This window comes from Parablautia sp. Marseille-Q6255 (genome assembly GCF_951230155.1).
Taxonomy (GTDB): Bacteria; Bacillota; Clostridia; order Lachnospirales; family Lachnospiraceae; genus Choladousia.
Map to the genome: position 1 here is coordinate 264,159 of NZ_CATNVD010000001.1, position 22,262 is coordinate 286,420.

Annotated in this window: 21 protein-coding genes; all 21 read right to left on the reverse strand. The window is 37.7% G+C overall.

The genetic code is table 11. The features are described from left to right. Nucleotides 1–21 precede the first annotated feature (21 nt). The 21 genes from QOX44_RS01310 to QOX44_RS01410 all read right to left on the reverse strand — a co-directional run bounded on the left by QOX44_RS01310 (nt 22) and on the right by QOX44_RS01410 (nt 22,243). Nucleotides 22–1,062 carry an NAD-dependent epimerase/dehydratase family protein gene (locus QOX44_RS01310; protein ID WP_283680845.1) on the reverse strand — a complete coding sequence of 347 codons (1,041 nt, stop codon included), beginning with the start codon at nt 1,060–1,062 and terminating at the stop codon, nt 22–24. 49 nt (nt 1,063–1,111) lie between these two features. Next, nucleotides 1,112–2,734 carry a phosphotransferase gene (locus tag QOX44_RS01315; RefSeq protein ID WP_283680846.1) on the reverse strand — a complete coding sequence of 541 codons (1,623 nt, stop codon included), beginning with the start codon at nt 2,732–2,734 and terminating at the stop codon, nt 1,112–1,114. 76 nt (nt 2,735–2,810) lie between these two features. After that, the gene (locus QOX44_RS01320) at nt 2,811–3,347 is read right to left on the reverse strand and encodes a VanZ family protein (protein WP_283680847.1); all 537 of its coding nucleotides are present in this window, start codon (nt 3,345–3,347) and stop codon (nt 2,811–2,813) included. Between the two features lie 16 nt (nt 3,348–3,363). After that, on the reverse strand, nt 3,364–4,200 hold the full coding sequence (locus tag QOX44_RS01325; protein WP_283680848.1) for a PD-(D/E)XK nuclease family transposase: 837 nt from the start codon (nt 4,198–4,200) through the stop codon (nt 3,364–3,366). Nucleotides 4,201–4,325: 125 nt separating this feature from the next. After that, nucleotides 4,326–5,516, reverse strand: a complete 1,191-nt coding sequence (wecB, locus tag QOX44_RS01330) for a non-hydrolyzing UDP-N-acetylglucosamine 2-epimerase (protein ID WP_283680849.1) — start codon at nt 5,514–5,516, stop codon at nt 4,326–4,328. A gap of 51 nt (nt 5,517–5,567) precedes the next feature. Next, nucleotides 5,568–6,800, reverse strand: a complete 1,233-nt coding sequence (locus tag QOX44_RS01335; protein WP_283680850.1) for a polysaccharide biosynthesis C-terminal domain-containing protein — start codon at nt 6,798–6,800, stop codon at nt 5,568–5,570. A 165-nt stretch (nt 6,801–6,965) separates the two neighbouring features. After that, on the reverse strand, nt 6,966–7,490 hold the full coding sequence (locus tag QOX44_RS01340; RefSeq protein WP_283680851.1) for a hypothetical protein: 525 nt from the start codon (nt 7,488–7,490) through the stop codon (nt 6,966–6,968). Nucleotides 7,491–7,645: 155 nt separating this feature from the next. Then, the gene (locus tag QOX44_RS01345; protein ID WP_283680852.1) at nt 7,646–8,692 is read right to left on the reverse strand and encodes a nucleoside-diphosphate sugar epimerase/dehydratase; all 1,047 of its coding nucleotides are present in this window, start codon (nt 8,690–8,692) and stop codon (nt 7,646–7,648) included. A gap of 15 nt (nt 8,693–8,707) precedes the next feature. Next, the gene (locus QOX44_RS01350) at nt 8,708–9,958 is read right to left on the reverse strand and encodes a nucleotide sugar dehydrogenase (protein WP_283680853.1); all 1,251 of its coding nucleotides are present in this window, start codon (nt 9,956–9,958) and stop codon (nt 8,708–8,710) included. 63 nt (nt 9,959–10,021) lie between these two features. Then, nucleotides 10,022–11,521, reverse strand: coding sequence for a lipopolysaccharide biosynthesis protein (locus QOX44_RS01355; RefSeq protein ID WP_283680854.1), 1,500 nt, complete (start codon nt 11,519–11,521; stop codon nt 10,022–10,024). A gap of 23 nt (nt 11,522–11,544) precedes the next feature. Beyond that, a complete protein-coding gene (gene wecB, locus QOX44_RS01360; RefSeq protein WP_283681016.1) occupies nt 11,545–12,645 on the reverse strand; it encodes a non-hydrolyzing UDP-N-acetylglucosamine 2-epimerase in 1,101 nt (366 codons plus the stop codon). 101 nt (nt 12,646–12,746) lie between these two features. Continuing rightward, nucleotides 12,747–13,706, reverse strand: coding sequence for a glycosyltransferase family 2 protein (locus QOX44_RS01365; RefSeq protein WP_283680855.1), 960 nt, complete (start codon nt 13,704–13,706; stop codon nt 12,747–12,749). 8 nt (nt 13,707–13,714) lie between these two features. Further along, nucleotides 13,715–14,914, reverse strand: a complete 1,200-nt coding sequence (locus QOX44_RS01370) for a glycosyltransferase family 4 protein (protein WP_283680856.1) — start codon at nt 14,912–14,914, stop codon at nt 13,715–13,717. Nucleotides 14,915–15,012: 98 nt separating this feature from the next. After that, the gene (locus QOX44_RS01375) at nt 15,013–15,390 is read right to left on the reverse strand and encodes a hypothetical protein (RefSeq protein ID WP_283680857.1); all 378 of its coding nucleotides are present in this window, start codon (nt 15,388–15,390) and stop codon (nt 15,013–15,015) included. A 284-nt stretch (nt 15,391–15,674) separates the two neighbouring features. Beyond that, nucleotides 15,675–16,025 (reverse strand): acyltransferase family protein, encoded by a 351-nt coding sequence (locus QOX44_RS01380; RefSeq protein WP_283680858.1) that lies wholly within the window; start codon nt 16,023–16,025, stop codon nt 15,675–15,677. Nucleotides 16,026–16,056: 31 nt separating this feature from the next. After that, on the reverse strand, nt 16,057–17,097 hold the full coding sequence (locus QOX44_RS01385; RefSeq protein ID WP_283680859.1) for a glycosyltransferase family 2 protein: 1,041 nt from the start codon (nt 17,095–17,097) through the stop codon (nt 16,057–16,059). 21 nt (nt 17,098–17,118) lie between these two features. Further along, entirely contained in the window at nt 17,119–17,847 is a 729-nt protein-coding gene (locus QOX44_RS01390; protein WP_283680860.1) for an IspD/TarI family cytidylyltransferase, read from the reverse strand. Nucleotides 17,848–17,871: 24 nt separating this feature from the next. Then, the gene (locus tag QOX44_RS01395) at nt 17,872–18,738 is read right to left on the reverse strand and encodes a LicD family protein (RefSeq protein WP_283680861.1); all 867 of its coding nucleotides are present in this window, start codon (nt 18,736–18,738) and stop codon (nt 17,872–17,874) included. A 27-nt stretch (nt 18,739–18,765) separates the two neighbouring features. Continuing rightward, a complete protein-coding gene (locus QOX44_RS01400) occupies nt 18,766–19,941 on the reverse strand; it encodes an O-antigen ligase family protein (RefSeq protein WP_283680862.1) in 1,176 nt (391 codons plus the stop codon). A 1-nt stretch (nt 19,942) separates the two neighbouring features. Then, a complete protein-coding gene (locus tag QOX44_RS01405; protein WP_283680863.1) occupies nt 19,943–21,037 on the reverse strand; it encodes a glycosyltransferase family 4 protein in 1,095 nt (364 codons plus the stop codon). A 12-nt stretch (nt 21,038–21,049) separates the two neighbouring features. Further along, nucleotides 21,050–22,243 (reverse strand): glycosyltransferase, encoded by a 1,194-nt coding sequence (locus tag QOX44_RS01410; protein WP_283680864.1) that lies wholly within the window; start codon nt 22,241–22,243, stop codon nt 21,050–21,052. Between the last annotated feature and the right edge of the window lie 19 nt (nt 22,244–22,262).

Below are 22,262 nucleotides of genomic sequence, written 5' to 3' on the forward strand. Positions count from 1 at the left end.
ACAACGATACAAAATACACCGTCAATAGCTTCGCCGCGTTTTCTTTCCGCCCGGTATATAGGAGCAATACATCCGGTACAGCTTCTTTTCAAAGTTTTCCTTTCCAAGGCTGTCCTCCATCTTTTTCGGATCAGTATCGTGAAATTTCCGCAGAAGCGCGATAAGCTCCTCTCTCGTTGTCCAGTAAGTCAGAGGCGCTCCGCAGAATTTCCCGTACGGACATGTCTCCTGTCTTTCATCCTCAAACTCACAGTGATGCGGCCTTCCATCCAGAGCATTCAGCAGCTCCTCCAGCAGATCATCTACAAACACCAGCTCCATCTCTTCCTTGAGCGATCCACCATTTGTCTGCTCTTCGTCAGGCTGCGCCGCATCCGTCTGCACCTCACACAATGCACCCTCGCAGATCCAGTCCTCACCTGGCAGTTCCTCACACTCCTGATCTTCTCTCACCGGATCATCACTCATCCGCTCTTTTCTATTGTCCTCTTTTCTGCTGTCCTCTTTCCTGTCCTGCTCTTTCAGAAATATATCTTCTATCGGCAGTCCCTTTGCGATCCGGTCACACAGCGTTGCCACTGTGCCATGTCCTCCCGGCGGTGCGCCCGCCCCAACGATCTGCGGAAAGCGATATACACAGACATCCAGCTTCTTTTCCTTTCCATACAGAAATACCCGATGCTCACAGCCTCGTTTGATCAGTCCGAAGTCTGACTTTTCATAAGGTCCTTCCGTACACGCCTCCACCGTAGACGCATACATGACAGGCGCTTTACTTTTACATTCCTCCAGGGTATATAAAAGTCTGGTGAGACTCCCATAATTGGCCTCTGTCAGCTCCGTAAAATTCTCGGCAACATTTGCTCCGGCAAGATGAAACACAAACTCTGCCTGTTTGCAAAATTCTGCAATCTCCTCCGGATCTGTCTCCTTATCACATTCATAGATCTCACCGATCCGAAGATAGGGATGCCGGTAATGCCCATTCTCTCTGACATTTTTGAGGGCAGCGACCAGCCTGCTCCCTACAAAGCCCTTCGCGCCTGTTACCAAAATATTCATACGTTCCAACTTCCTCCATTCAAAAATCCCTGTACGCTTTTGTACCCGGTCAGATATATTTTTTCAAAACAGCATACATCTCATCAAACTGTTCCTCCATCTCCTTTACCAGTCTGAACTGCGTTCTTGCACGCACAAGATTATGCTCCGGATATGCCGTCTTAAAATACACATCTCCCTGAAGAAAATCTGCCAGGAAGCGCATACCGCACTCCAGCGTCATCAGTCTGGCACCCCAGGGAAGGCTCTTGATCTCAGCAGGAGTCAGAACATCCTTCGCCATCTCAAGATAGCCCTTCACATAAATATCATAAAGGCCAATGTCAAAATGCACCTTATCCAGGTCCTTCTCATCCTCTTCCGCCGTCGAAGCGCCAAAGCGGATAGAATCGCCAAAATCATTGGCTGCAAGTCCCGGCATGATCGTATCCAGATCAATGATGCACAGACCTTCGTCAGTATCCTTATCAAAAAGAATATTGTTGAGCTTCGTGTCATTGTGCGTCACACGAAGCGGAAGCGCCCCTGCCTCCAGCTGCTTCATCAGCACACCGCAGTCATCCTCACGGGAGAGTACAAAATCAATTTCCGGACGGCACAGGCGGGCTCTGTTTTTTACATCCTTTCTCTGTGCCTCTTCAAAATCTCTGAAACGCTTCACCGTATCATGAAATTTCGGAATCGTCTCATACAGACTGTCCGCCGGATAATCCCCCAGCTGCTTCAGAAAATGCCCAAAACTGAGCGCGGACTGATAAAACTGTTCCGGTCTCTCCACCTGTTGATAGCATACAGAGTTCGGTACGTAATGCAGACAACGCCACGGCTGTCCATTGTCATCCTCAAAATAGCTCTGTCCATCCTTTGTCTTGATGTAAGACAAAGCCTCCCGGTCCAGATCTCCGCCATCCTGACGGATGATATTTCTCAGATACTCCGTAACTCCAAAAATATTATCCATTACCTGATCCGGATTTTTAAATACATTGATATTGATACGCTGCAGCACATAAAGCGGCACATCCTGCCCGTCATGCCCCGGCATATACACCGCATAGGTTTCATTGATATGCCCTTCACCAAACGGTTTTACATAGCTGCACTGCGGACCGAAGCCAAACGCATATACTGCGTCCTCCAGACTGCGGCTGTCTGCGCCTTCAATCTTTCTTCTGGTAGAAAAGATCACATCTCCGGCTTCCACCTTCTGACCGGATTCAATCGTACAGTTTGCTTTCACAACACTTCCCAGACCGACATGAGCCCCGGCGCATACGACAGAATCATGATCGACTACAGCGCCACTGTTGACCAGTACGGCGCGCTCAATTTTCGTATGTGTATTCACGACTGCCCGCTGCATGATAAAACAGCCCGGCTCCAAAACCACACTCGGGCTTACGATCGCTGACGGATGGACAATTGCCGGCACCTCATATCCCTCTTCCAGCAGCTTGTCCGTCCAGTACAGCCGCGTTTTATTATTCCCGAACGCAGCAACCGCTGCCAGGTATTCCGAATGTCGAAGCACATAGTCGCAGCACATTCCGACAACCGTCTCTCCCTTCAATGCGTCATCTAAAAAAACCACTTTTTCATATCCAAGCGCCAGCGCAGTCTCCTTTACCATCTGTCCGAAACCACCCGCTCCAAGAATCAATAAACTTTTCATCTCTTCTGTTCTCCATTCTAAAGTATATAGTATAGCATACATCCGCGCATGTACGAATGCATATTGCTCCTATTGTCTATGTGCGCCTGCGGGCTGCTATTCCTTTTATAATCCCAAACCCTATCACACAGCCAAGTGCATTGTGAAGCATATCATCCCACTCGAACAAACCTCGGCAAAGCACAAGCTGACACACCTCGATCGTACCGGAAATCCCAAGACCGGTCAGCCACGCATGCCTTACCTTGATCCTGTCAGACAGGCATGGGAGCAAAAGACCTGCCGGAACAAATAATACAATATTCAACAGAATTTCCTGCAGCATCGCCTGGTCCCTATAAACAATCACATGATACCATGACCACAGCGGTATCAGCTCATAGCTGCGCTGTGCTGTCATCCTGGTAAAAACCGTTGAGGCAAATACAAGCGCCAGAAACAGAAATAATACAAGCGATGCTGCCGCCTGCCTGAGGGACAGCCGTTTCTGTCTGACCCCATAAACCAGCACGCTGCTTACCAAAAACAGCAGGATCAGAAAAACTACTGCTTCACGCTGCGTCCAGGGACGATTGTGTGTAAGAAAAATATTCCATAATTTCGTCAGCATCATGATAATAAACTATCCATCAGATAAGTGGATCCGGCTCCTTAAGCTCCCGGCTTTTTACCTCCAGCTCCCGGATCTCAGCTGCAGAAAGCCCGGAATACAGAACAATTTTTTCAAACGGCAAATGATCGTCCAGCATCCTTATCGCCGCCTCGACAGCCTGCTCATGTGTCGCTTCTTCTCTCATCTCTTCTAAAAGTCTGCACATATGCCTTTTCCCTCCTTCTGTTTCCTTCAACGCCCGAACCTCTTCTGCCAGTATCGGATTTAATATATCATCCGCATTCCGGCAATGAAAATCATGCATTAACCTGCCGACCGGATCTGCTGTGTCCTGAAAGCTGCCATTCACATAAATGATATGCGAACCATCGCCAAACGACGTATTCCCCAGCTCCTCTATTGTTCTCTCGATGTGATACAGCGGCTTGCCTGCAGCAAATTTATCATTTTCTGTGATAAAGATCACATACGTATCAGACAGATCCTCAAAATCCTCTCCCTTCGAGAGAAGCGCCCGGTCGATCATACTGCTGTGATACCTCGCTCGTTTTACCTCTGATCCACGGTCGGCTCTCTGTATTTCAATGTCCATGATCCGGCCGGCAAAATCCTCCGCCCATATGTCAAGTTTGATTGAACGCTTCACAGCACTCCTGTACTCCACCTGAGCAGCCGTACGCCTGACCCTTACATCTGTTCTTTCCAAAATCGTGTGCAGAATAAACTCCACTGCCACTATTTTTCCATCCAATACCTCTGAGAAAAAATCATCATCCATCAGCCGCAGCTGAGACAACCTCTGCAAATCGCGCTCAAAAAGAGCTGTCCGAAACTTATCATCAGTATTTTTCATTTAATGTACTGCTCTCATCCCCATAGCATTAGAAGCGCACGCATTTATGCTCTTATTGTATATGTATTTCCCGGGAACATCAAGTGATATTTTAAACTATTATCATCTGATTTGCGTCAGTATATTCAATTATTTTTTCTCCATACCATCTTATCAACAACGCCTGTGTAGCTCTGAATAATCTTGACCACCTTCGTACTGACATTTTCTTCTACGTAATCCGGAACCGGAATCCCGAAATCATCTTCCGCATTCATCTGCACTGCAGTGTCTACCGCCTGCAGCAATGACCTTTCATCAATCCCTGCCAGTACAAAACAGGCCTTATCCAGTGCCTCCGGGCGCTCTGTAGAAGTACGGATGCACACTGCCGGGAACGGATGTCCCACACTCGTAAAAAAGCTGCTCTCCTCTGGAAGCGTACCGGAGTCAGAGACAACGGCAAACGCATTCATCTGTAAATGATTGTAGTCATGGAAGCCAAGCGGCTCATGCTGAATAACCCGGCGATCCAGGGCAAAACCAGATGCAGCCAGTCGGTTGCGCGAACGTGGATGGCAGGAATACAGGATCGGCATATCGTATTTCTGCGCCATCTTATTGATCGCAGTAAACAACGATAAAAAGTTTTTCTCCGTATCAATATTCTCCTCGCGATGCGCTGACAGGAGAATGTATTTGTGCGGTTCCAGACCAAGCTTGTCCAGAATATCCGATTTTTCGATCTCCGCAAGGTTCTGATGCAGCACCTCCGCCATCGGCGAGCCAGTCACGTAGACACGCTCCTTCGGCAGTCCGCACTCATGCAGATACTTTCTCGCATGCTCACTGTACGCAAGATTCACATCCGAAATGATATCCACGATCCGGCGGTTCGTCTCCTCCGGCAGGCACTCATCTTTACAGCGGTTTCCTGCCTCCATGTGAAAAATAGGGATGTGCAGACGCTTTGCAGCAATCGCAGACAGGCAGGAATTTGTATCGCCAAGGATCAAAAGCGCATCCGGTCTGATCTGATTCATCAGCTTGTAAGAACAGTTGATAATATTCCCAACTGTCGCGCCAAGGTCATCCCCCACCGCGTCCATATACACCTCAGGATTCTCAATCTTCAGATTCTCAAAGAAAATTCCATTCAGATTGTAATCATAATTCTGTCCCGTATGTGCCAGCACTACATCAAAATATTTGCGGCACTTATTGATCACAGCCGCCAGCCGTATAATCTCCGGGCGTGTCCCAACAATAATCAAAAGCTTTAATTTCCCATTTTCTTTAAAATGAATATCAGAATAATCCGTCCTAATCTCCGTCATCACATTTCATCCTTCCAAATTTTCTTGCGGTGCTTTCCATAAATATTCCGCCTACACCGGCTCAAAGAAAGTATCCGGCCGCTCCGGATTAAAAATCTCATTACACGTCATCACCGTCACAAGATTCTCCGTATCACTCAAGTTAATAATATTGTGAGTCCAGCCCGGGATCATGTGGACCGCCTCAATCTTATCTCCGCTGACTTCAAACTCTACCGTCTCACCCGTATGGATATTCCGCTCCTGGATCAGTCCATGTCCTGCAACCACGATAAACAGCTCCCATTTAGAATTATGCCAGTGCTGCCCTTTTGTAATCCCGGGTCTGCTGATATTGATGCTGACCTGTCCACAGTCAGCGGTATGTACCAGCTCCGTAAAGCTGCCCCGTTCATCACAGTTCATCTTCAGCTCATACTTGAACTTCTCCACCGGAAGATACGTCAGATATAAGCTGTACAGCTTCTTTGCAAACGATCCTTCCGGCATCCTCGGCATCAGAAGTGTCTCCGGCTGCACCTTAAACTGCTCCAGCAGATCTACGATCTCACCGAGCGTTACCCTGTGAGTCACCGGGATAAAACAATAGCGCCCCTCTGCACATTCCCAGGGCGTCACGCCATCAAAGACCATTCCGTCTTTTTCCTCTCCTGCCGCCGGATACTCGCAGCGCTGCTCCTTTCCTTCCAGCAGATCAAACATCCCCTCTACAAGATCATCAATATACAGCAGCTCCAGCTCTGTGCTGCGGTCATTTACCGTAAACTCCTCGTCATTGGCAACCGCCCAGCAAAACGTAGACACGGCAGAATTGTACTTCGGCCGGCTGTGACCCATCAGATTCGGAAAACGGTAGACAGCCACCTTCGCACCTGTCTCAGCCCCATACTGAAAGAACAGCTCTTCGCCCGCCTTTTTCGAACGTCCGTATTCCGAATCGCCAAATCTGCCTGAAAGCGTAGCCTGAATCGAAGAACTGAGCATAATCGCCGCCTTATTCTCATACTTCTTCAGCAGATCCAGAAGATCAGAAGTAAATCCAAAATTGCCCTTCATAAAATCTTCCGGATTCTCCGGACGGTTCACGCCCGCCAGATGAAAGACAAAATCTGCCTTCTGACAATATCCTTCCAACTCTTCTCTCGTCGAATCAAGATCATATTCATAAATCTCATCAATCTGAAGATTCGGACGCATGCGGTTCTTATTTTCTTTTATGTTTTTCAAATTAGCGACAAGGGCAGTTCCTACCATACCCTTGGCACCGGTTACTAATATGTTCATATTTCCCCCTGTCGTTTACTGTTTAAATATTCCACCAAATCTACAACCCTCGTAACGGGATTGCTTTCTGTTTCATTTCTAGTTCTATTCTTATATCCTATTGACAAAATGATCGCTTTACTATAGAATTTATTTTAAGAAATGGGTTTTCACCGTACAGTGCTATCACTCAAGCGGGCTGCTCGTTTCTTTTTTTATACCCAGCAAATCATAAAGATATTTTTTACCATCTGCATCATGACGAACCAACATTTTTGCAAAATAAATATTGTAATGGTGAATCTGACCGCTTACATCATCATAAACTGGTAATGCAAATCGTACATCATACCGATACCATCCATACTTTGCATCAGACGCATGCTTCTTTTTTGTATTTTCTGAATAAGATTTAGAAGCAGCAATCTGAATCAGTTCCGGAATTCCCTGCGATGCATTTGCTTTCGCCTTAGCCACAGCACCTTTCAATGTAAGCCGACTTTCTGATCCTGTATATTCATCCGGAAAATCACTAGATATAAATATCTTCTCAGAGGACTCAGCAATTTCATAAAAATTACCGACATATTCTTTTAAGTATTCCTCAACTGCTTTCCAATCTTCTTTCCGTTTTCCTTTAAACCTGATATCGTTTATCAAAACAACCTTTCTGCCAAACGTATCATAGATAATACTCACATTTTTATTCATTTATCCTGCTTCCTATAAAAATTTGCTCTACTAAAGGTATTATTATAGTAGCAGAATAAGTGTTCACAGTCAATATGTTACTATTCTTCCATTTCCCACCTCCCTTTTATCTCTTTAGCATTAGAGTCCCGAAAATAAGTAATACTCTAGCTGCTCTATTTTTTATTCCGTTTCTCCAGCTCTTCTCTCACATAACTCAGCTCCATCAGCTTCGCCTTCACCTGCTCCACACTCCAGAGATCTGTGTTGTTCGAATTAAACTCCGTCAACTTGTTGCGCTTCACATCGCCATCCTTAAAATACTTATCATAGTTCAAATCGCGCTTGTCACACGGCACGCGATAGAAGTTTCCCATATCAATCGCATTCGCACACTCTTCATTTGTCAGAAGCGTCTCATACATCTTTTCCCCGTGGCGGATACCGATCACCTTGATCTCCTCCTCAGAATGGAACAGCTCTTTGACTGCCTGAGCCAGCACCTCGATCGTACAAGCCGGAGCCTTCTGCACCATAATATCTCCAGACTCTGCATTCTGAAACGCAAACACTACCAGCTCCACCGCTTCTTCCAGACTCATCACAAAACGGGTCATAGACGGCTCAGTAATGGTAATTGGATTGCCTGCTTTGATCTGCTCGATCCAGAGAGGAACTACAGACCCTCTGGAACAAAGCACATTGCCGTACCGGGTACAGCAGATGCTCGTCCGCTCCGGTGAAACAGTTCTGGACTTTGCCACAATTACTTTCTCCATCATGGCCTTACTTGTACCCATAGCATTTACCGGATAAGCAGCCTTGTCTGTAGACAGACAAATGATCTTCTTCACACCGGCTTCAATGGCTGCTGTCAAAACGTTCTCCGTTCCAAGAACATTGGTCTTTACCGCCTCAATCGGAAAGAACTCACAGGACGGAACCTGCTTCAAAGCTGCCGCATGGAAAATATAATCTACGTTGTGCATAGCATTGCGTACGGACTGAATGTCACGGACATCACCTATGTAAAACTTAATCTTATTACTTACTTCCGGATATTTCGCCTGATACTCGTGGCGCATGTCGTCCTGCTTCTTCTCATCTCGTGAAAAAATGCGGATTTCCCTGATATCTGTATCAAGAAAACGGTTTAAAACTGCGTTTCCGAAAGATCCTGTACCTCCGGTGATTAAAAGTGTTTTGTTTTTGAAAATACTCATGATTATTTTCCCCTTTTAGTCTCTTTTAAAAATATCCCTTGTATAAACCTTATCTTGTACATCATCTAAACAGGCATCATATCGATTGGCAAGAATTACGTGACTTTTCTCCTTAAATTCTTCCAAATTATTGATTACCTTACTTCCAAAGAAAGTACTTCCATTCTCTAGCGTTGGTTCATAAACAATAACGGTTGCTCCCTTCGCCTTAATACGTTTCATAACTCCCTGAATACTGCTCTGTCTAAAATTGTCTGAATTGCTTTTCATTGTCAATCTATAGACACCTACAATACACTCTTTTTCTTCCTTTGCTGAAAAATCCCCACGATTATAATAATCATAATATCCGGCCATACTTAAAACTCTATCCGCAATAAAATCTTTTCTCGTTCGATTCGATTCCACAATTGCAGACATCATGTTTTGCGGAACATCTTGATAATTGGCTAAAAGCTGCTTCGTATCTTTAGGTAAACAATATCCTCCGTAACCAAATGATGGATTATTATAATGAGTACCTATACGCGGATCCAGACATACTCCACCAATAATCTGCTGTGTATTTAACCCTTTCAACTCTGCATATGTATCTAACTCATTAAAATAAGAAACTCTTAGGGCGAGATATGTATTGGCAAAAAGTTTTACCGCCTCTGCCTCCGTAAATCCCATAATTAAGGTATCAATGTTTTCTTTTATTGCACCTTCCTGCAAAAGACCTGCAAAAGCATTTGCAGCCTTCACCAACCTAGCATTCTCCACATCAGTACCTACAATAATACGACTTGGATATAAATTATCATAAAGTGCTTTAGATTCCCGCAAAAACTCTGGACTGAAAATAATATTGTCACAATGATACTTTTCTCGAACTGAATTAGTAAAGCCTACTGGAATTGTTGATTTGATTACCATGATAGCATCTGGATTACATTGGATCACCAGTTTAATCACATCTTCTACTGCTGATGTGTCAAAAAAATTTTTCTTACTATCATAATTAGTCGGTGCTGCAATTACAACAAAATCTGCGTTTTTGTATGCCATTTCAGCATCCAAGGTTGCTGTTAACTGTAATTTTTTTTCAGTTAAGGATTTTTCAATATACTCATCTTGTATTGGAGATTTTTTATGATTAATCAAATCTACTTTTTCTGGCACAATATCTACTGCCACTACTTCATGATGTTGAGATAATAGAGTCGCTATAGACAAACCCACATATCCCGTTCCGGCTACTGCTATCTTATATTGTTCTTTCATAATACACTCCATTCTGCCCATTGACGAAAGTTTTTTAGTTTTTTACAGAACTATTTACAATTGTCATCTTTGTCTATGCTTAATTAAATCTATTGCAAATTTTGCCGTTCTAGGTTCAAATAACGATACTCCGACAACATAAATTATTACTGTAAAAGTAGCATACGGTATTAAAAAAACAAAAATATTTATATAATTATTTAAGTTTACACTAATCAAGTCATTAACAAATAATTGAATTATAAAAATCAAGCAATTAACGCCCCATCGCTTATATGTAACCCACACATTTCTATGTAGAATTCTTTTATTAGCATAAAAAATCATATCATTAGTTCTATATAATAATGCCACAATAGTTCCTAGCAGCACACCATATATCCCAAAATACGAAACCGCAACTAGTGAAACTATTAAATTAATAGCAGATTCTATAAGACTTCTACGTTGTGTTTGCTTGAAATGTCCAGCTATACTAATCGCTTGATTACAAGCAGTTCTCCCACCATCTAATAGATATACTAAAGTAAACAGTAACGGCAAATATTGGTCAATATAACTCACATCTGTAACTCCTGAAGTATAACATTTCAAAAAAGGCTCTATAAAAAAATTGGCAATAGAATATAAGCAGAAAACTAAAGTCATATAATATAACTCAAAACAATCGTGCAACCTTGCAAATCTATATTTATCAAGATGGAATGTTTGTCCCAACATAAAAATGACACTATTTGTAACAGTATTTAACGCGGTCTTAATCATTGAATACAACATCGAATACATTGCATAAATACTAACTGTCTTTAAACCACAACTTAACGTTAAAATTATCGTATCTGTGTTATTGAAAATTAATGTACTAATTTGATGAACAATAACATTTTTACTTTGCGAAATAGATTGATAATCCGGTGTTACCTTCAAATCAATCCATTCATAATTTTTACGAATATACCAAGCCATAAATATCATCTGCATAATACTGATAATCATAGAGATTGCCTGTACAGCTACCACATCAAATCCCTGTACAATTAAAACTATTTTTGCAATATTTCTGAATATATCAGTAAACATTGTTAATCCAGCTTTAATATAATATTTTCCCTCTGCTTGTAGCAATAAAAAATACTTGCCTTGAAAAAAATAATTAATAACGCTCCCCAAGCCATTAAATATAATAATAAGTACAATTGTGATAGTTGGTATATTCGTATCTACAATGACTGGATAGATTAATGAAAAAAGAATTATCACCAAAAAGTAAATTACTCCTGTGCGATGATAATATTTATTTGTTGCAGATAGAATAGCATTTGTTCCATCTCTATTTTTTCCCCCAAGAGATTGGTAAAGGGCTTGAATTGTAGCCCCACCAATTCCAGCTTCAAGTAGCGATAAATACGTATACACTTGAACAACGGAATTAATTAGTCCATTAATTTCAGAACCATAATTAGTAAGCACAAGTCTAGGAATCACAATGCCCAAAATAATGGTTAAAATTTGACTGCATATACCCAAAATAAAATTTTTCCTGATTTTTTCTTTATTACTCATATAGCATCCTTTTCAGATTCATTTTACTTTTCATTGTAAACAAGTGAATCTTCTAATATATTAGCAATACGTTCACATGCATGACCATCACCATAAGGATTAGATGCATGAGACATTGCATTATATCTATCTTCATTTTCCAATAATTCTTTAAAATTCTTATAAATTACATCTTCTTCTGTACCAACTAATTTTAACGTTCCAGCTTCTATACCTTCCGGTCTTTCTGTCGTATCTCGCATGACAAGAACTGGAACCCCCAACGACGGAGCTTCTTCCTGAACACCGCCAGAATCTGTTAAAATAAGAAAACTGCGAGCCTGAAAATTATGAAAATCAAACACATCCAATGGCTCAATAATATGAATTCTATCATTTCCTGCCATAATGGAATTAGCAATTTGCCGAACCATTGGGTTCATATGAATGGGATAAATCGCTTTTACATCCGGATGTTCTTCCATAACTTTACAAATGGCAGAAAACATATTTTTCATTGGTGTACCAAGATTTTCTCTACGGTGAGCAGTAATAAGAATAAGTTTACTATCAGATGCCCATTCAAGTTCTGGATGTGTGTAATCCTTTCGAACCGTTGTTTTTAAAGCATCAATAGCAGTGTTCCCTGTAACATAAATCGATTCTGGACGCTTTCCTTCTTTTAATAAATTTAACTTTGCAAGCTCTGTAGGGGCAAAATTATATTCACTTATTATGCTAACAGCTTGACGATTGAACTCTTCAGGATATGGAGAATATATATTGTATGTTCTAAGACCTGCTTCTACATGTCCAACTTTAATACCTAAATAAAAACAAGCTAATGATGTAATAAAGGTTGTTGAAGTATCACCATGGACAAGTACGATGTCTGGTTCTACTTTCTCTAATATATCTTTCATTTGATTTAAAATATTTGTTGAGATATCAAATAAAGTTTGTTTATCCTTCATAATAGCCAGATCATAATCAGGCTCTACATTAAAAGCTTTTAAAACCATATCAAGCATCTGACGATGTTGACCCGTCACACAAACTATTGTATCTAATGTAGTTCTTTTTTTTAACTCATTTACCAACGGACACATCTTTATTGCTTCAGGACGTGTCCCGAACACTAACATTATCTTCTTTTTTACTAGCACTGTTCTACTCCTTTTTGCACACATAATACTATAGTTAAATTAACCTTCAATGTTTCTAACTTTACCGCTATAATATTGAGTTATATACTTTTAAGACAGAGATTTAATATCATCTTTATCCATTTTGCTTGAAACCTAACCCCAAAATCTGATAATAAAACAAACTTTAACAGCCCGATCATTTCTTTTCTTACTTTTTTTCTTATCTCCAAATCTGTATCCTCTATGAAAGGAAATATATCACAATATTTATATACTAGATATTTTTGGGCTGACTCGGCAGCAAGAGGATAACCACTATCTTTTATAATATTTACCACGCTTTTATGAGCTTCAATATTCGTATATAGTTTCGATACATCTGCGCTATGATAAGAACTATCCCCATGTACGACATAATGGTAACATGGCGTTTCAGAATTATAATGCACTTTTTTAGCATTAGACAATATTTTTGTATAAAATAATAAATCCTCTCCTATTGATATTTTTTCATCAAATTGAATTCTTCGTTCTCCGGAAATATTTAAAATATCTCTATGAAACAAAATTGCCCAAACGCCTCGATGTGCATATTGTGCGAACGAGTCATATGTATTGTCTAAAACAAAAATTTTATTTATAACTTTGCTGCTCTTTTTAATAATATTTCCATCTTCAGTCTCTTTAATAAAAGAACATACCTCAATATCTGTGCCATTTTTTTTAATTTGATCAATTAAATATTCAAAATATTCATTATCTACATAATCATCACAATCAACAAAGGATATATACCTACCATGGACATATTTTAAACCTTCATTCCTCGAAAAAGATACACCTTTAGCTTTTGGATGTTTTATAACAAAAAACTTTAAAAATTTATCAGAATATTCATTGTATATCAAACAACTTTCATCTGTTGAACCATCATCTACTAAAATGAGTTCCAAATTTTTATATGTTTGTTGATATAAGCTTTCCAAACATTTTTTCAAATATTTTTCTCCATTATGAATTGGAATAATAATGCTAATTAAATGTTCATTTTCAATCATGTATTATTTTATCTCCTCATCATTTTAATTATTTTACATTTCAAATTATAAATCCACGTCCGATTATCTGTATATTGATGAATTGTATTAATTTCTTTTTTATAATACCACATAACATCCTTATAAATAGCAGTATCCAATTTTCTAATCTTTGCAGTTTCAAAAATTCTCGAAAGTTCTTTATATCTGTCAGTAATTTCATAATGTTCAACTGCATATCTTCTCGCTGCTTCTTTTTGAATGATAATCTGTTCAGGATTATCAATATACCATTGCATTTTATGAATAAGATCTTCTTTATCACATACAACAAGCGGATAATAGTATGCGTCCTGTCTGCAATAATAATCTTTTATTTTAATCAATTTTCCACACTCATTATTTACAGCTTCATTCATTGGTGGAAAATCCGATGTAATAACAGGCAGTCCCGAAGAAAGTGCTTCGTACATTGTTAAGCCCAACCCATCTAACCTAGTTGGATACACATATACGTCTCCCATATAATACAGTCCAGGAGCTGTAACTGTTTTTTCAATAATTTGAATATTGTTTTGTTCCAGAAACTCTCTTTTATAATTACACACATCTTCAATCGGTCGTTGCGTATGAATTATTAATTTTGACTTTTTGAAGCATTCCCCCTCAATAAATGCTTCAATCAAAATATCTGTCCCCTTTCTAGTTGACATTCCGACAGAGTGAAAAAATGTTAATATATTATGTTGCTCTTTTGATGGTCTATATAATTTTGTATCTGTTCCCCATTGCATATAATATTTCTGTGGATGTCCTTCCATTGCTTGCATATGGCGCTTTGTATTGCAAATCAAAAAATCATATAAGACAAACCATTTTCTGGTACGTTCTGTGTAATAATCAACATATGCGGCTAATTTGATATCAGGAAATCTACGTTTTGTTTCTGCTACAATTCTAAAATCTTGCTGTTCATTAAATAATATAACATTCAAGTTATTTTTCTTAATCCAACAAAAAAATTTATGTTTGTTTATTTGAAAATTCCGATATGTATTATCCCTTGTTACATAATCCTCATTCCATTTTTCTATTCCCTTAGGCGGATTCTGCCCAGCTCTAGAATAAATAAAAACCTCATGTCCACTCTTATGCAGTAAATCCATATATATCCTACTTACGTATGCAGCACCTCTCTCATACCATGTTGTCACTATGCCAATTTTCATATACTTCTCCTTTCTCTCTACCCTATTTAAGCAACAAGATTTATTCTATTTATTGCGTCATATATCTTATCTAATATCATTCCAAATTTTAAAGACTATCACTTTCGTCCCATGAACAAATATCTTGTAATCACATTAGAATTTATAAGCTTTGTGATCATCCAGCTTAGCCCAATCACACTAACAATGTATACAACAATACTATAGTTTTCACCCCAAAATTGTTTTACTATAAGTTCTCTTATAGCAATATGTGTATACATTATCACCAAGGACATATATCCTACCTTTTCTAGAATATAAGAAATCCAACTATTCTTCATAATAATTGCAGTCAACTGTTGAAATAAATTAAAAAAACAAACCGGAACAATTAATGTAAATATCAAACTAGAATAATCTGAATGTTTCATATCGATAGAAAAATCAAACACTTTAAATATGTTTAACATAGCATAAAAAATAATTGTTCCCAAACTAATAATTACTCCAATCGATTTTCGATTCCTCTTTTTCCAAAAAACCTCTAAATCATTCCAATAATACCCGATTGAAAAATAAGTGATTGACACTAAAACAACATCAAAATCCCACGGAAAACATAAAAATGCAGGTAAGCCTTGCGAATTCCGATATAAATCAAGGAATTTTGATTCAAAGATTCCCAGTACATACAATAAAAATATTATTGCAAATCTTTTTTGAACTATTTATTCTCAATAATATAAAAAATAATATTTGTGTTAGTGTGCAAGACAACTTATATACCAATATACACCACCAACCAATCGCCCCCCCAAAGGATATGCAGTATTCCCTGTAGCGTAAAAGTTCCAAGAACAACTTGCAATATAAACCACCACATATAACAAGGAATCATATATCTACAAATTCTATTCTGCACTAATTTGTAAACATTACCTCTCACATCAGGTTTGAATACATAACCTGATACTATAAAAAAACAAGGCATATGAAACCAATAAATATACTGGGTATACTTAAAATTTGAGTGACCAAGAATCACAAAAATAATTAAAATTCCTTTTAAAATATCAATCCATTGTTCTCTACCCGCCAATTGTTTTAACTCATATCTGTCTTTTCTCATACTTGTTTCCTCATCTCATTGAGTTTAAACTTCAATCAAATGCATCATCATTACTATTTTTCCTCAATTTACTTGCTAAAATTGCAGCACCAATCATTATTAATTTACTATTTACTTTATAAGTAAAATAAATATACTTACCAAATTTTCCAACACATGCACTTTTATGCCGTAATACAATACTTCTATTTTCTTCCGTCAACAATCTATTCGCAATTTTCAGTTTGTCCTCATATGGAATTTTTGCACAAAGATTACGTTCGACAACAGAACGAATTAAATCTATTTTTCCGACCTCAAGTTCTTCTTTATATTTATCATATATTTTTCTATCTTGAAGCATTTGCTTTTGTGTATTATAAAGAATTTCTATAATATCACATAAATCTGTTCGTGCCTTCCTACTAGAAGAAACTTTTTGTTTCCGCCAATAATAAAGTGGTGTTGGTATGTATGCAAAGCTTCTGCAGCTAAAAAAATATGTCGATACAATAAAACGGTCTTCGAACGTTCGTGCCATATAAATACAGTATTTATTCATATTTTTCAAAAAAATTTCTCTTTTGAAAAGTTTGTCCCATCGAGACATAGAAATAAATCCCGTTAAAGTAGGAAATACCATATGATGTATTTCGTCTATTTCGTCCTTTCCGTAATATAATTTAAGTTTACTATTTCTAGGCGTTGCTTTTTTCTTATCTAAATCAAAAAAATTGCACATAACCAGGTCAGCTTCTGTACTCTTTTCGCATTCCATCATTTTTTCATACATAGTTGGCTCAATATAATCATCACTATCTACAAATGCCAGATATTCACCATGTGACTGTCTGACACCTTGGATCCATGCAGACATTTGTCCACCATTTTCTTTATTGATTAAAAGAAAATTATTATATTTTTGTTCGTATTTACGACATATCAATTCACTGTCATCTGTTGAACCATCATTTACCATTATAACTTCAATATCTTTGTACGTTTGATTCGCAATCGACTCTAAACATTCCTCAAGATATTTTTGAGCATTATAAATTGGAACGATAACGCTTATCACAAATGGCACCTCCATCCTACTCTCCAGTACTTATATTCAAATCCCATAAATCTGCGAATTTTCTTTTGCCTCCAATAATGCCCTACAAATATAGAAGTCTATAGGATTTGTTACTTTTATATTTTCCGCAGATCCTTCAACAACGTGTATCTTTTTCCCTAAATACAACATCATACTCGTACTATCTACAAAATCATATTTTCCTTCTGATTTTAAAGTCTTATGAGCTGACAAAATTTCTTCCAAATAAAATGTTTGTGGTGCTCTAGCCAGTTGACATTCCGACCGCGGAAATGTATCCTTAATAATGCTGTTTTCATCAGTTCGTATAATCGTTTCAATCGCTGGTGCAACGGTTACAGCGGAACCGCATTTCTTAGTTTCAAAAATACAATCCGAAATTGTCTTCGAATCAATCAATGGACGCACTCCATCATGAATAAGTACGATATCTTTCTGCCCAGACTGTACTGTTTTAGCAATTGCACTTAATCCGATATATTGAGAATCTAAAGCAGTCGCCCCGCCAGCGAGCACCCATCTCACTTTTTTCAAAGAATATTTTTCTACAAGCGTTTTCATATAATCGATCCACTCATCTACAATTACTATACAAATTGCATCAACCTCTGGATGTAACTCAAAATGTTCTAATGTATGTATAATAATAGGTTTACTATGTATCTCCAAAAACTGCTTTGGTTTCGCACGTGTATTCATGCGATTACCAACACCGCCTGCAAAAATCAACGCATAATTCGCCATTAATTTCTCACCTTTCTTTGAAATTTAATTCATTGTTTCCATAAAATCATGTTTAGCTTTCTGCGACTTCCAATAAATGATCGTATCATGATGTTCTCTCCTGTCTTCTGGAGGCAGTTGCATATAATCGCCAGGATAAAGACATTTAAGATAGGTATCATACCCAATCGGACACCTAAACTTCTGATTTTCAAAATCCATCATAATATAATCAGAAAAACATTCCTTGGGAGCCCTTTTATGAAACTCCCCATTTGTTAATGTTGTTACATATTTACATTTCACCACTGGATTTCTTTTTTGATTCCAATGAAGCAGTTTATTTTGTAAATGAATCGCCACATTCGGTTTCCTAATACACAGCCTCCCCATAGCAGCAATTAACTTCTGAACCTTATTTCCTTTTTCTTTCCATGCATATATAGAAAATTTGTTAAACCAATGTATAAGTCCAAGAATCTCACTGATTTTACACAATGTTTTTGTTCCGAACGAATCATTCAATATTCCGTCCTTCGCAAAGACATCAATATAAACACTAACTTTCATCGGATATTTTTCCGGATATTCTATAAGGACAGTCCGTTCATCTGCTATTTTAAGAAATGGGTGTATCGTGTCTTCCGGAAACTCCACTTTTAAATATTTTGTCAAATACCCATTGTTTTTCTTTACATATTGTACAAAATAATCATAATCAATTCGTGGCATATTTACATCAACATCATCATCCCAGGGAATAAACCCATTATGCCGAACCGCTCCAAGCAGCGTCCCTGCATCGAGAAAATAATTCCAGCTATTCTTTTCGCAAATATCTGCAAATTGCGTTAAGATATTAAGCATTACCTGCTTTTGTTCTATTTCTGACATAGCAATCTTTTCATTCATTACTAATTTCCTTCTATTATCTTGTTCTCACTTATATTCCAAACTATTAATGTATTCTCGTCCTTTTACCGACACAAGTATGCCAATAACAAACCATAAATAATAGCACTTTACACCTGGACCGAATGGAGCCAATTGTTCAAAAATACCATTAACAATATATACCAGAGCAATCGATGATATCATTAAGTATTTATCATCAGATTTTCCTACATATCGTACTGCCCAAATTATTGGCCACACTGCCATATATAAAATAATACCACCACCAATAATTCCAAATTCAAGCAAAGATGTGAGAATAATGGATTCTCTTTTCATTCGTCCATGCCCAAAGATTGGTGCTGATAAAAAATCATCCATAAAAGATTGCCATTCTATAAACCTACCTGATGACAAATCATTGATATCATTGATATCTCTACCGCCCAGCACAACATTATAAAAAATATTATTTGTAAAATCCGGATTAATCACTAAAAAAATTGCTAATCCAAATAATCCAAGTATTAATATATTTCTTAATCTTCTATTTAGATTGCCATGCAAAAGCCACCAAGCGATTATAATAGGAATACCTATCAATGTTGCTCTACTTTTTAATCCGAGTAATGTAACTGTTAAAAGTATAAATACGCTTAAATAAATGATTCTTTTTACTTTCGGTATTACTTTATCAAACTTAAACAAGGGTATTAATATCCACGCTGTAAGCAATATCTGTGATACAGAATTCTTTGAATCATATGAATAGATACGAGAGTCCAATGAATTTCCATATACATATGTCAAAAAAGTATCCACGCATACTATTACACTTGACCATATAAATGCTGTATTTATGCTCTGAATATCATCTCGCTCGAGGTTTTTCCCTGTCATTATTCCTGTAAATAGAATAAACATAGATAACACGATTACATAAGGAAGACTAGATGCCATATAATTATCAATAAACATAGCTCCTATGCCATATATAATACAAAATAATGTAAAAAGCAAAAAAATAGATCTTGTCTCCCAAAAGCTAATAACATGATTTTTTAAAATACAAATGATTACAAAAGCCAACCACAACGGAATGACAATATAGCGTGTCTGATAGTTGTCAATCAAAAATGGAGTCTGTCCAATATTTGTTAAAAAGCACAGTAAACATACTAATTTACAAAATGTACTTTTTCTTACCCTAATATCATTCATTCTATTTTTCCTTTTTAAAAAAGTCCATATGTACTTTCGCCATACTTTCAAAGGTATACCATTTAATCTTATCAATAGACTTTCTTCCCAGCTCCGACAGATTCCTGTTAGAAATAAGGTCAGTAATCGCCTCTGAAAGCGCTTCAACTGAATCAGTAGGTATGATTCTTCCATTTGTATTATCTACTAATTCTGAAGCAGCTATACAGCGATCCGTCGAAATAACCGGCAGTCCATAGGCCATAGCCTCGTTTATTACAAGTCCCCATGTATCCTCCCTTGTAGGAAGAACAAATACATCTGAAGCTTTATAATACTCTGCAAGCTCTTCCTTACTCAAGAAATCCACAAAATGAACATTATCCGCATTTATCTGATTGCGAAGTTCAATATATTCTTGCGTCGGTACTCCCCCCACTATATATACGCCTATATTTTTATTAATTTGATTTGCTGCCTGAATTAGCAGATCAAATCCCTTGCGATAAATATACTGTCCGACAGAAATAACCATTCGCGAATCAGAAACTCCTATTTTATCTCGTATATTTTTCTTTTCTTTATTGCTTAATGGCGAAGGAAGAATGTCCTTTTCATATAGAGATGTGAATGGATATTTATATATTCGATCTGGCAAAGCACCATATGTAATAAAATATTCATCATCTATAGCTGTTGTACTAAAATACCCTTTTGCTCCACTCATGACTCTTTTTTTAAGATGCTCTTTTATTCCCTTCCCATCTTTAGCAAATCCGCCTTCACTTTCCAAGTAGAACGGAATACCACGCAATTTCATATATTCAATAGCTAAAATTCCCGTAGGCGTTGCCATTGCTGAGGAAATAATAAAATCATATTTATTCTTTTTTAAATATCTAATAACCTGAGGACAAAATGCCATATCCACTGCTGTTGAAATACCTTTTAAGATGATTCCTTTAAAATTTATAAATTTATACTTTTTCCAGCTTTCATCTCTTTCTGATGATGTTGACTTTTCAAAAATCACAGTCAAATCACAGTACTTACCTAATTCGTTAAAGTAACTCACCATGTATGGTGCCGGAACATTAACCATATATAAAACTTTCATTGTAATCCCTTTCTACTCTGTGGTATCTCCTATAAGAACAAAACTAACTTTTTCTTTCTGCATTTTCTCGGCTAATTTAATCACCCAATTCCCACCTTTTGATTCACTCATAATGTTTGGAGCAACTGAAAGTACTACTTGATTTTCTTCCGGGATTCCCAACTGTTTTCTAAGTTCTGATCCATCTATCTTATGAAATATATCAGTATCTATTCCATTATTAATAATTTGTATTGTCTTATTTTTCAAAAATGATAATTTTACCCTATCAGCAATCCATTTAGATGGTGCAACTATTGTCATATCAAGATCTCCCAACAATTTCTTTTTTTCTCGGAACATTTTCCTTGTATGATCGAAAAACAGGCTTTTGGGATACTCTCGTAATGCCGGACAATTGTGACATTCTGTTTGAAAATTTTTACATTCATTCGCATGTCCGCACTTCCCAGTATACATGTATTCACAATGGAAAGTCCAAACAACCGGAATTCCTTTTTTCTTAATATAATGAATCAATGGTTTAATATTTACAAAATATGCATGCAATTCGTGTATATGTATGAGATCCGGCTTATACTCTTCAATAAATCGAATCAGTCTCTGGGTTGAAAAATGAGAAAAACAGGCATTATATCCGGTCACTCTCGCTAATACAGCATGGATGTTAGTCTCCCAATCCAAACCAAATTTGAAAATATCCGGTTCTTTAATTTGCTTACCTCTTCCATAACAAATGGCAGCAGAGCGCCCATCTGCTCTTATATTTTCATATAAATCATATACAATTTTTCCAGTTGATGAATATTTGCAGTTAACATCAATCAAAAGAACCTTTTCTTTTCTTCCAGTTCTATCATATTCTTTCAGATAGTCACAAAACATTTGTTTTCTTGAATATTTCTCGTGTGCTCTTAAATCCAAATCCTCGTTATTCTCATTTAGCACACGTTTAGCAGTCTCATACAGACTATCAATATCACCATATTCTACAAATTCATTAGTAGAGGAAAGAGATGTTTCTTTTGTTCCGCCGGTATCAAACCCAAAAACAGGTGTCCCACAGCATTGCGCTTCAAGACAAGTAGTAGGAAAATTCTCCCTTTTACTGCAAATTACAAAAGCATCTGCCATAGAATAGTATTGAGCCAGTAATTTTTGATTTGATATTTTGGGCAATATAACGTAGTTGTTCTTTTTCTCCATCCCATACCTCCGATATCAT

What these genes read in the sequence shown, in the direction of transcription:
- QOX44_RS01365 (WP_283680855.1), bottom strand. Translation starts at nt 13,706, where the DNA reads ATGATTGAAAATGAACATTTAATTAGCATTATTATTCCAATTCATAAT.
- QOX44_RS01400 (WP_283680862.1), bottom strand. Translation starts at nt 19,941, where the DNA reads ATGAATGATATTAGGGTAAGAAAAAGTACATTTTGTAAATTAGTATGT.
- QOX44_RS01380 (WP_283680858.1), bottom strand. Translation starts at nt 16,025, where the DNA reads ATGAGAAAAGACAGATATGAGTTAAAACAATTGGCGGGTAGAGAACAA.
- QOX44_RS01385 (WP_283680859.1), bottom strand. Translation starts at nt 17,097, where the DNA reads ATGGAGGTGCCATTTGTGATAAGCGTTATCGTTCCAATTTATAATGCT.
- QOX44_RS01310 (WP_283680845.1), bottom strand. Translation starts at nt 1,062, where the DNA reads ATGAATATTTTGGTAACAGGCGCGAAGGGCTTTGTAGGGAGCAGGCTG.
- QOX44_RS01345 (WP_283680852.1), bottom strand. Translation starts at nt 8,692, where the DNA reads ATGAGTATTTTCAAAAACAAAACACTTTTAATCACCGGAGGTACAGGA.
- QOX44_RS01410 (WP_283680864.1), bottom strand. Translation starts at nt 22,243, where the DNA reads ATGGAGAAAAAGAACAACTACGTTATATTGCCCAAAATATCAAATCAA.
- wecB (WP_283680849.1), bottom strand. Translation starts at nt 5,516, where the DNA reads ATGACGGAGATTAGGACGGATTATTCTGATATTCATTTTAAAGAAAAT.
- QOX44_RS01325 (WP_283680848.1), bottom strand. Translation starts at nt 4,200, where the DNA reads ATGAAAAATACTGATGATAAGTTTCGGACAGCTCTTTTTGAGCGCGAT.
- QOX44_RS01320 (WP_283680847.1), bottom strand. Translation starts at nt 3,347, where the DNA reads ATGATGCTGACGAAATTATGGAATATTTTTCTTACACACAATCGTCCC.
- QOX44_RS01390 (WP_283680860.1), bottom strand. Translation starts at nt 17,847, where the DNA reads ATGGCGAATTATGCGTTGATTTTTGCAGGCGGTGTTGGTAATCGCATG.
- QOX44_RS01315 (WP_283680846.1), bottom strand. Translation starts at nt 2,734, where the DNA reads ATGAAAAGTTTATTGATTCTTGGAGCGGGTGGTTTCGGACAGATGGTA.
- QOX44_RS01370 (WP_283680856.1), bottom strand. Translation starts at nt 14,914, where the DNA reads ATGAAAATTGGCATAGTGACAACATGGTATGAGAGAGGTGCTGCATAC.
- QOX44_RS01395 (WP_283680861.1), bottom strand. Translation starts at nt 18,738, where the DNA reads ATGAATGAAAAGATTGCTATGTCAGAAATAGAACAAAAGCAGGTAATG.
- QOX44_RS01335 (WP_283680850.1), bottom strand. Translation starts at nt 6,800, where the DNA reads ATGAACATATTAGTAACCGGTGCCAAGGGTATGGTAGGAACTGCCCTT.
- QOX44_RS01350 (WP_283680853.1), bottom strand. Translation starts at nt 9,958, where the DNA reads ATGAAAGAACAATATAAGATAGCAGTAGCCGGAACGGGATATGTGGGT.
- QOX44_RS01340 (WP_283680851.1), bottom strand. Translation starts at nt 7,490, where the DNA reads ATGAATAAAAATGTGAGTATTATCTATGATACGTTTGGCAGAAAGGTT.
- QOX44_RS01405 (WP_283680863.1), bottom strand. Translation starts at nt 21,037, where the DNA reads ATGAAAGTTTTATATATGGTTAATGTTCCGGCACCATACATGGTGAGT.
- QOX44_RS01355 (WP_283680854.1), bottom strand. Translation starts at nt 11,521, where the DNA reads ATGAGTAATAAAGAAAAAATCAGGAAAAATTTTATTTTGGGTATATGC.
- wecB (WP_283681016.1), bottom strand. Translation starts at nt 12,645, where the DNA reads ATGTTAGTGTTCGGGACACGTCCTGAAGCAATAAAGATGTGTCCGTTG.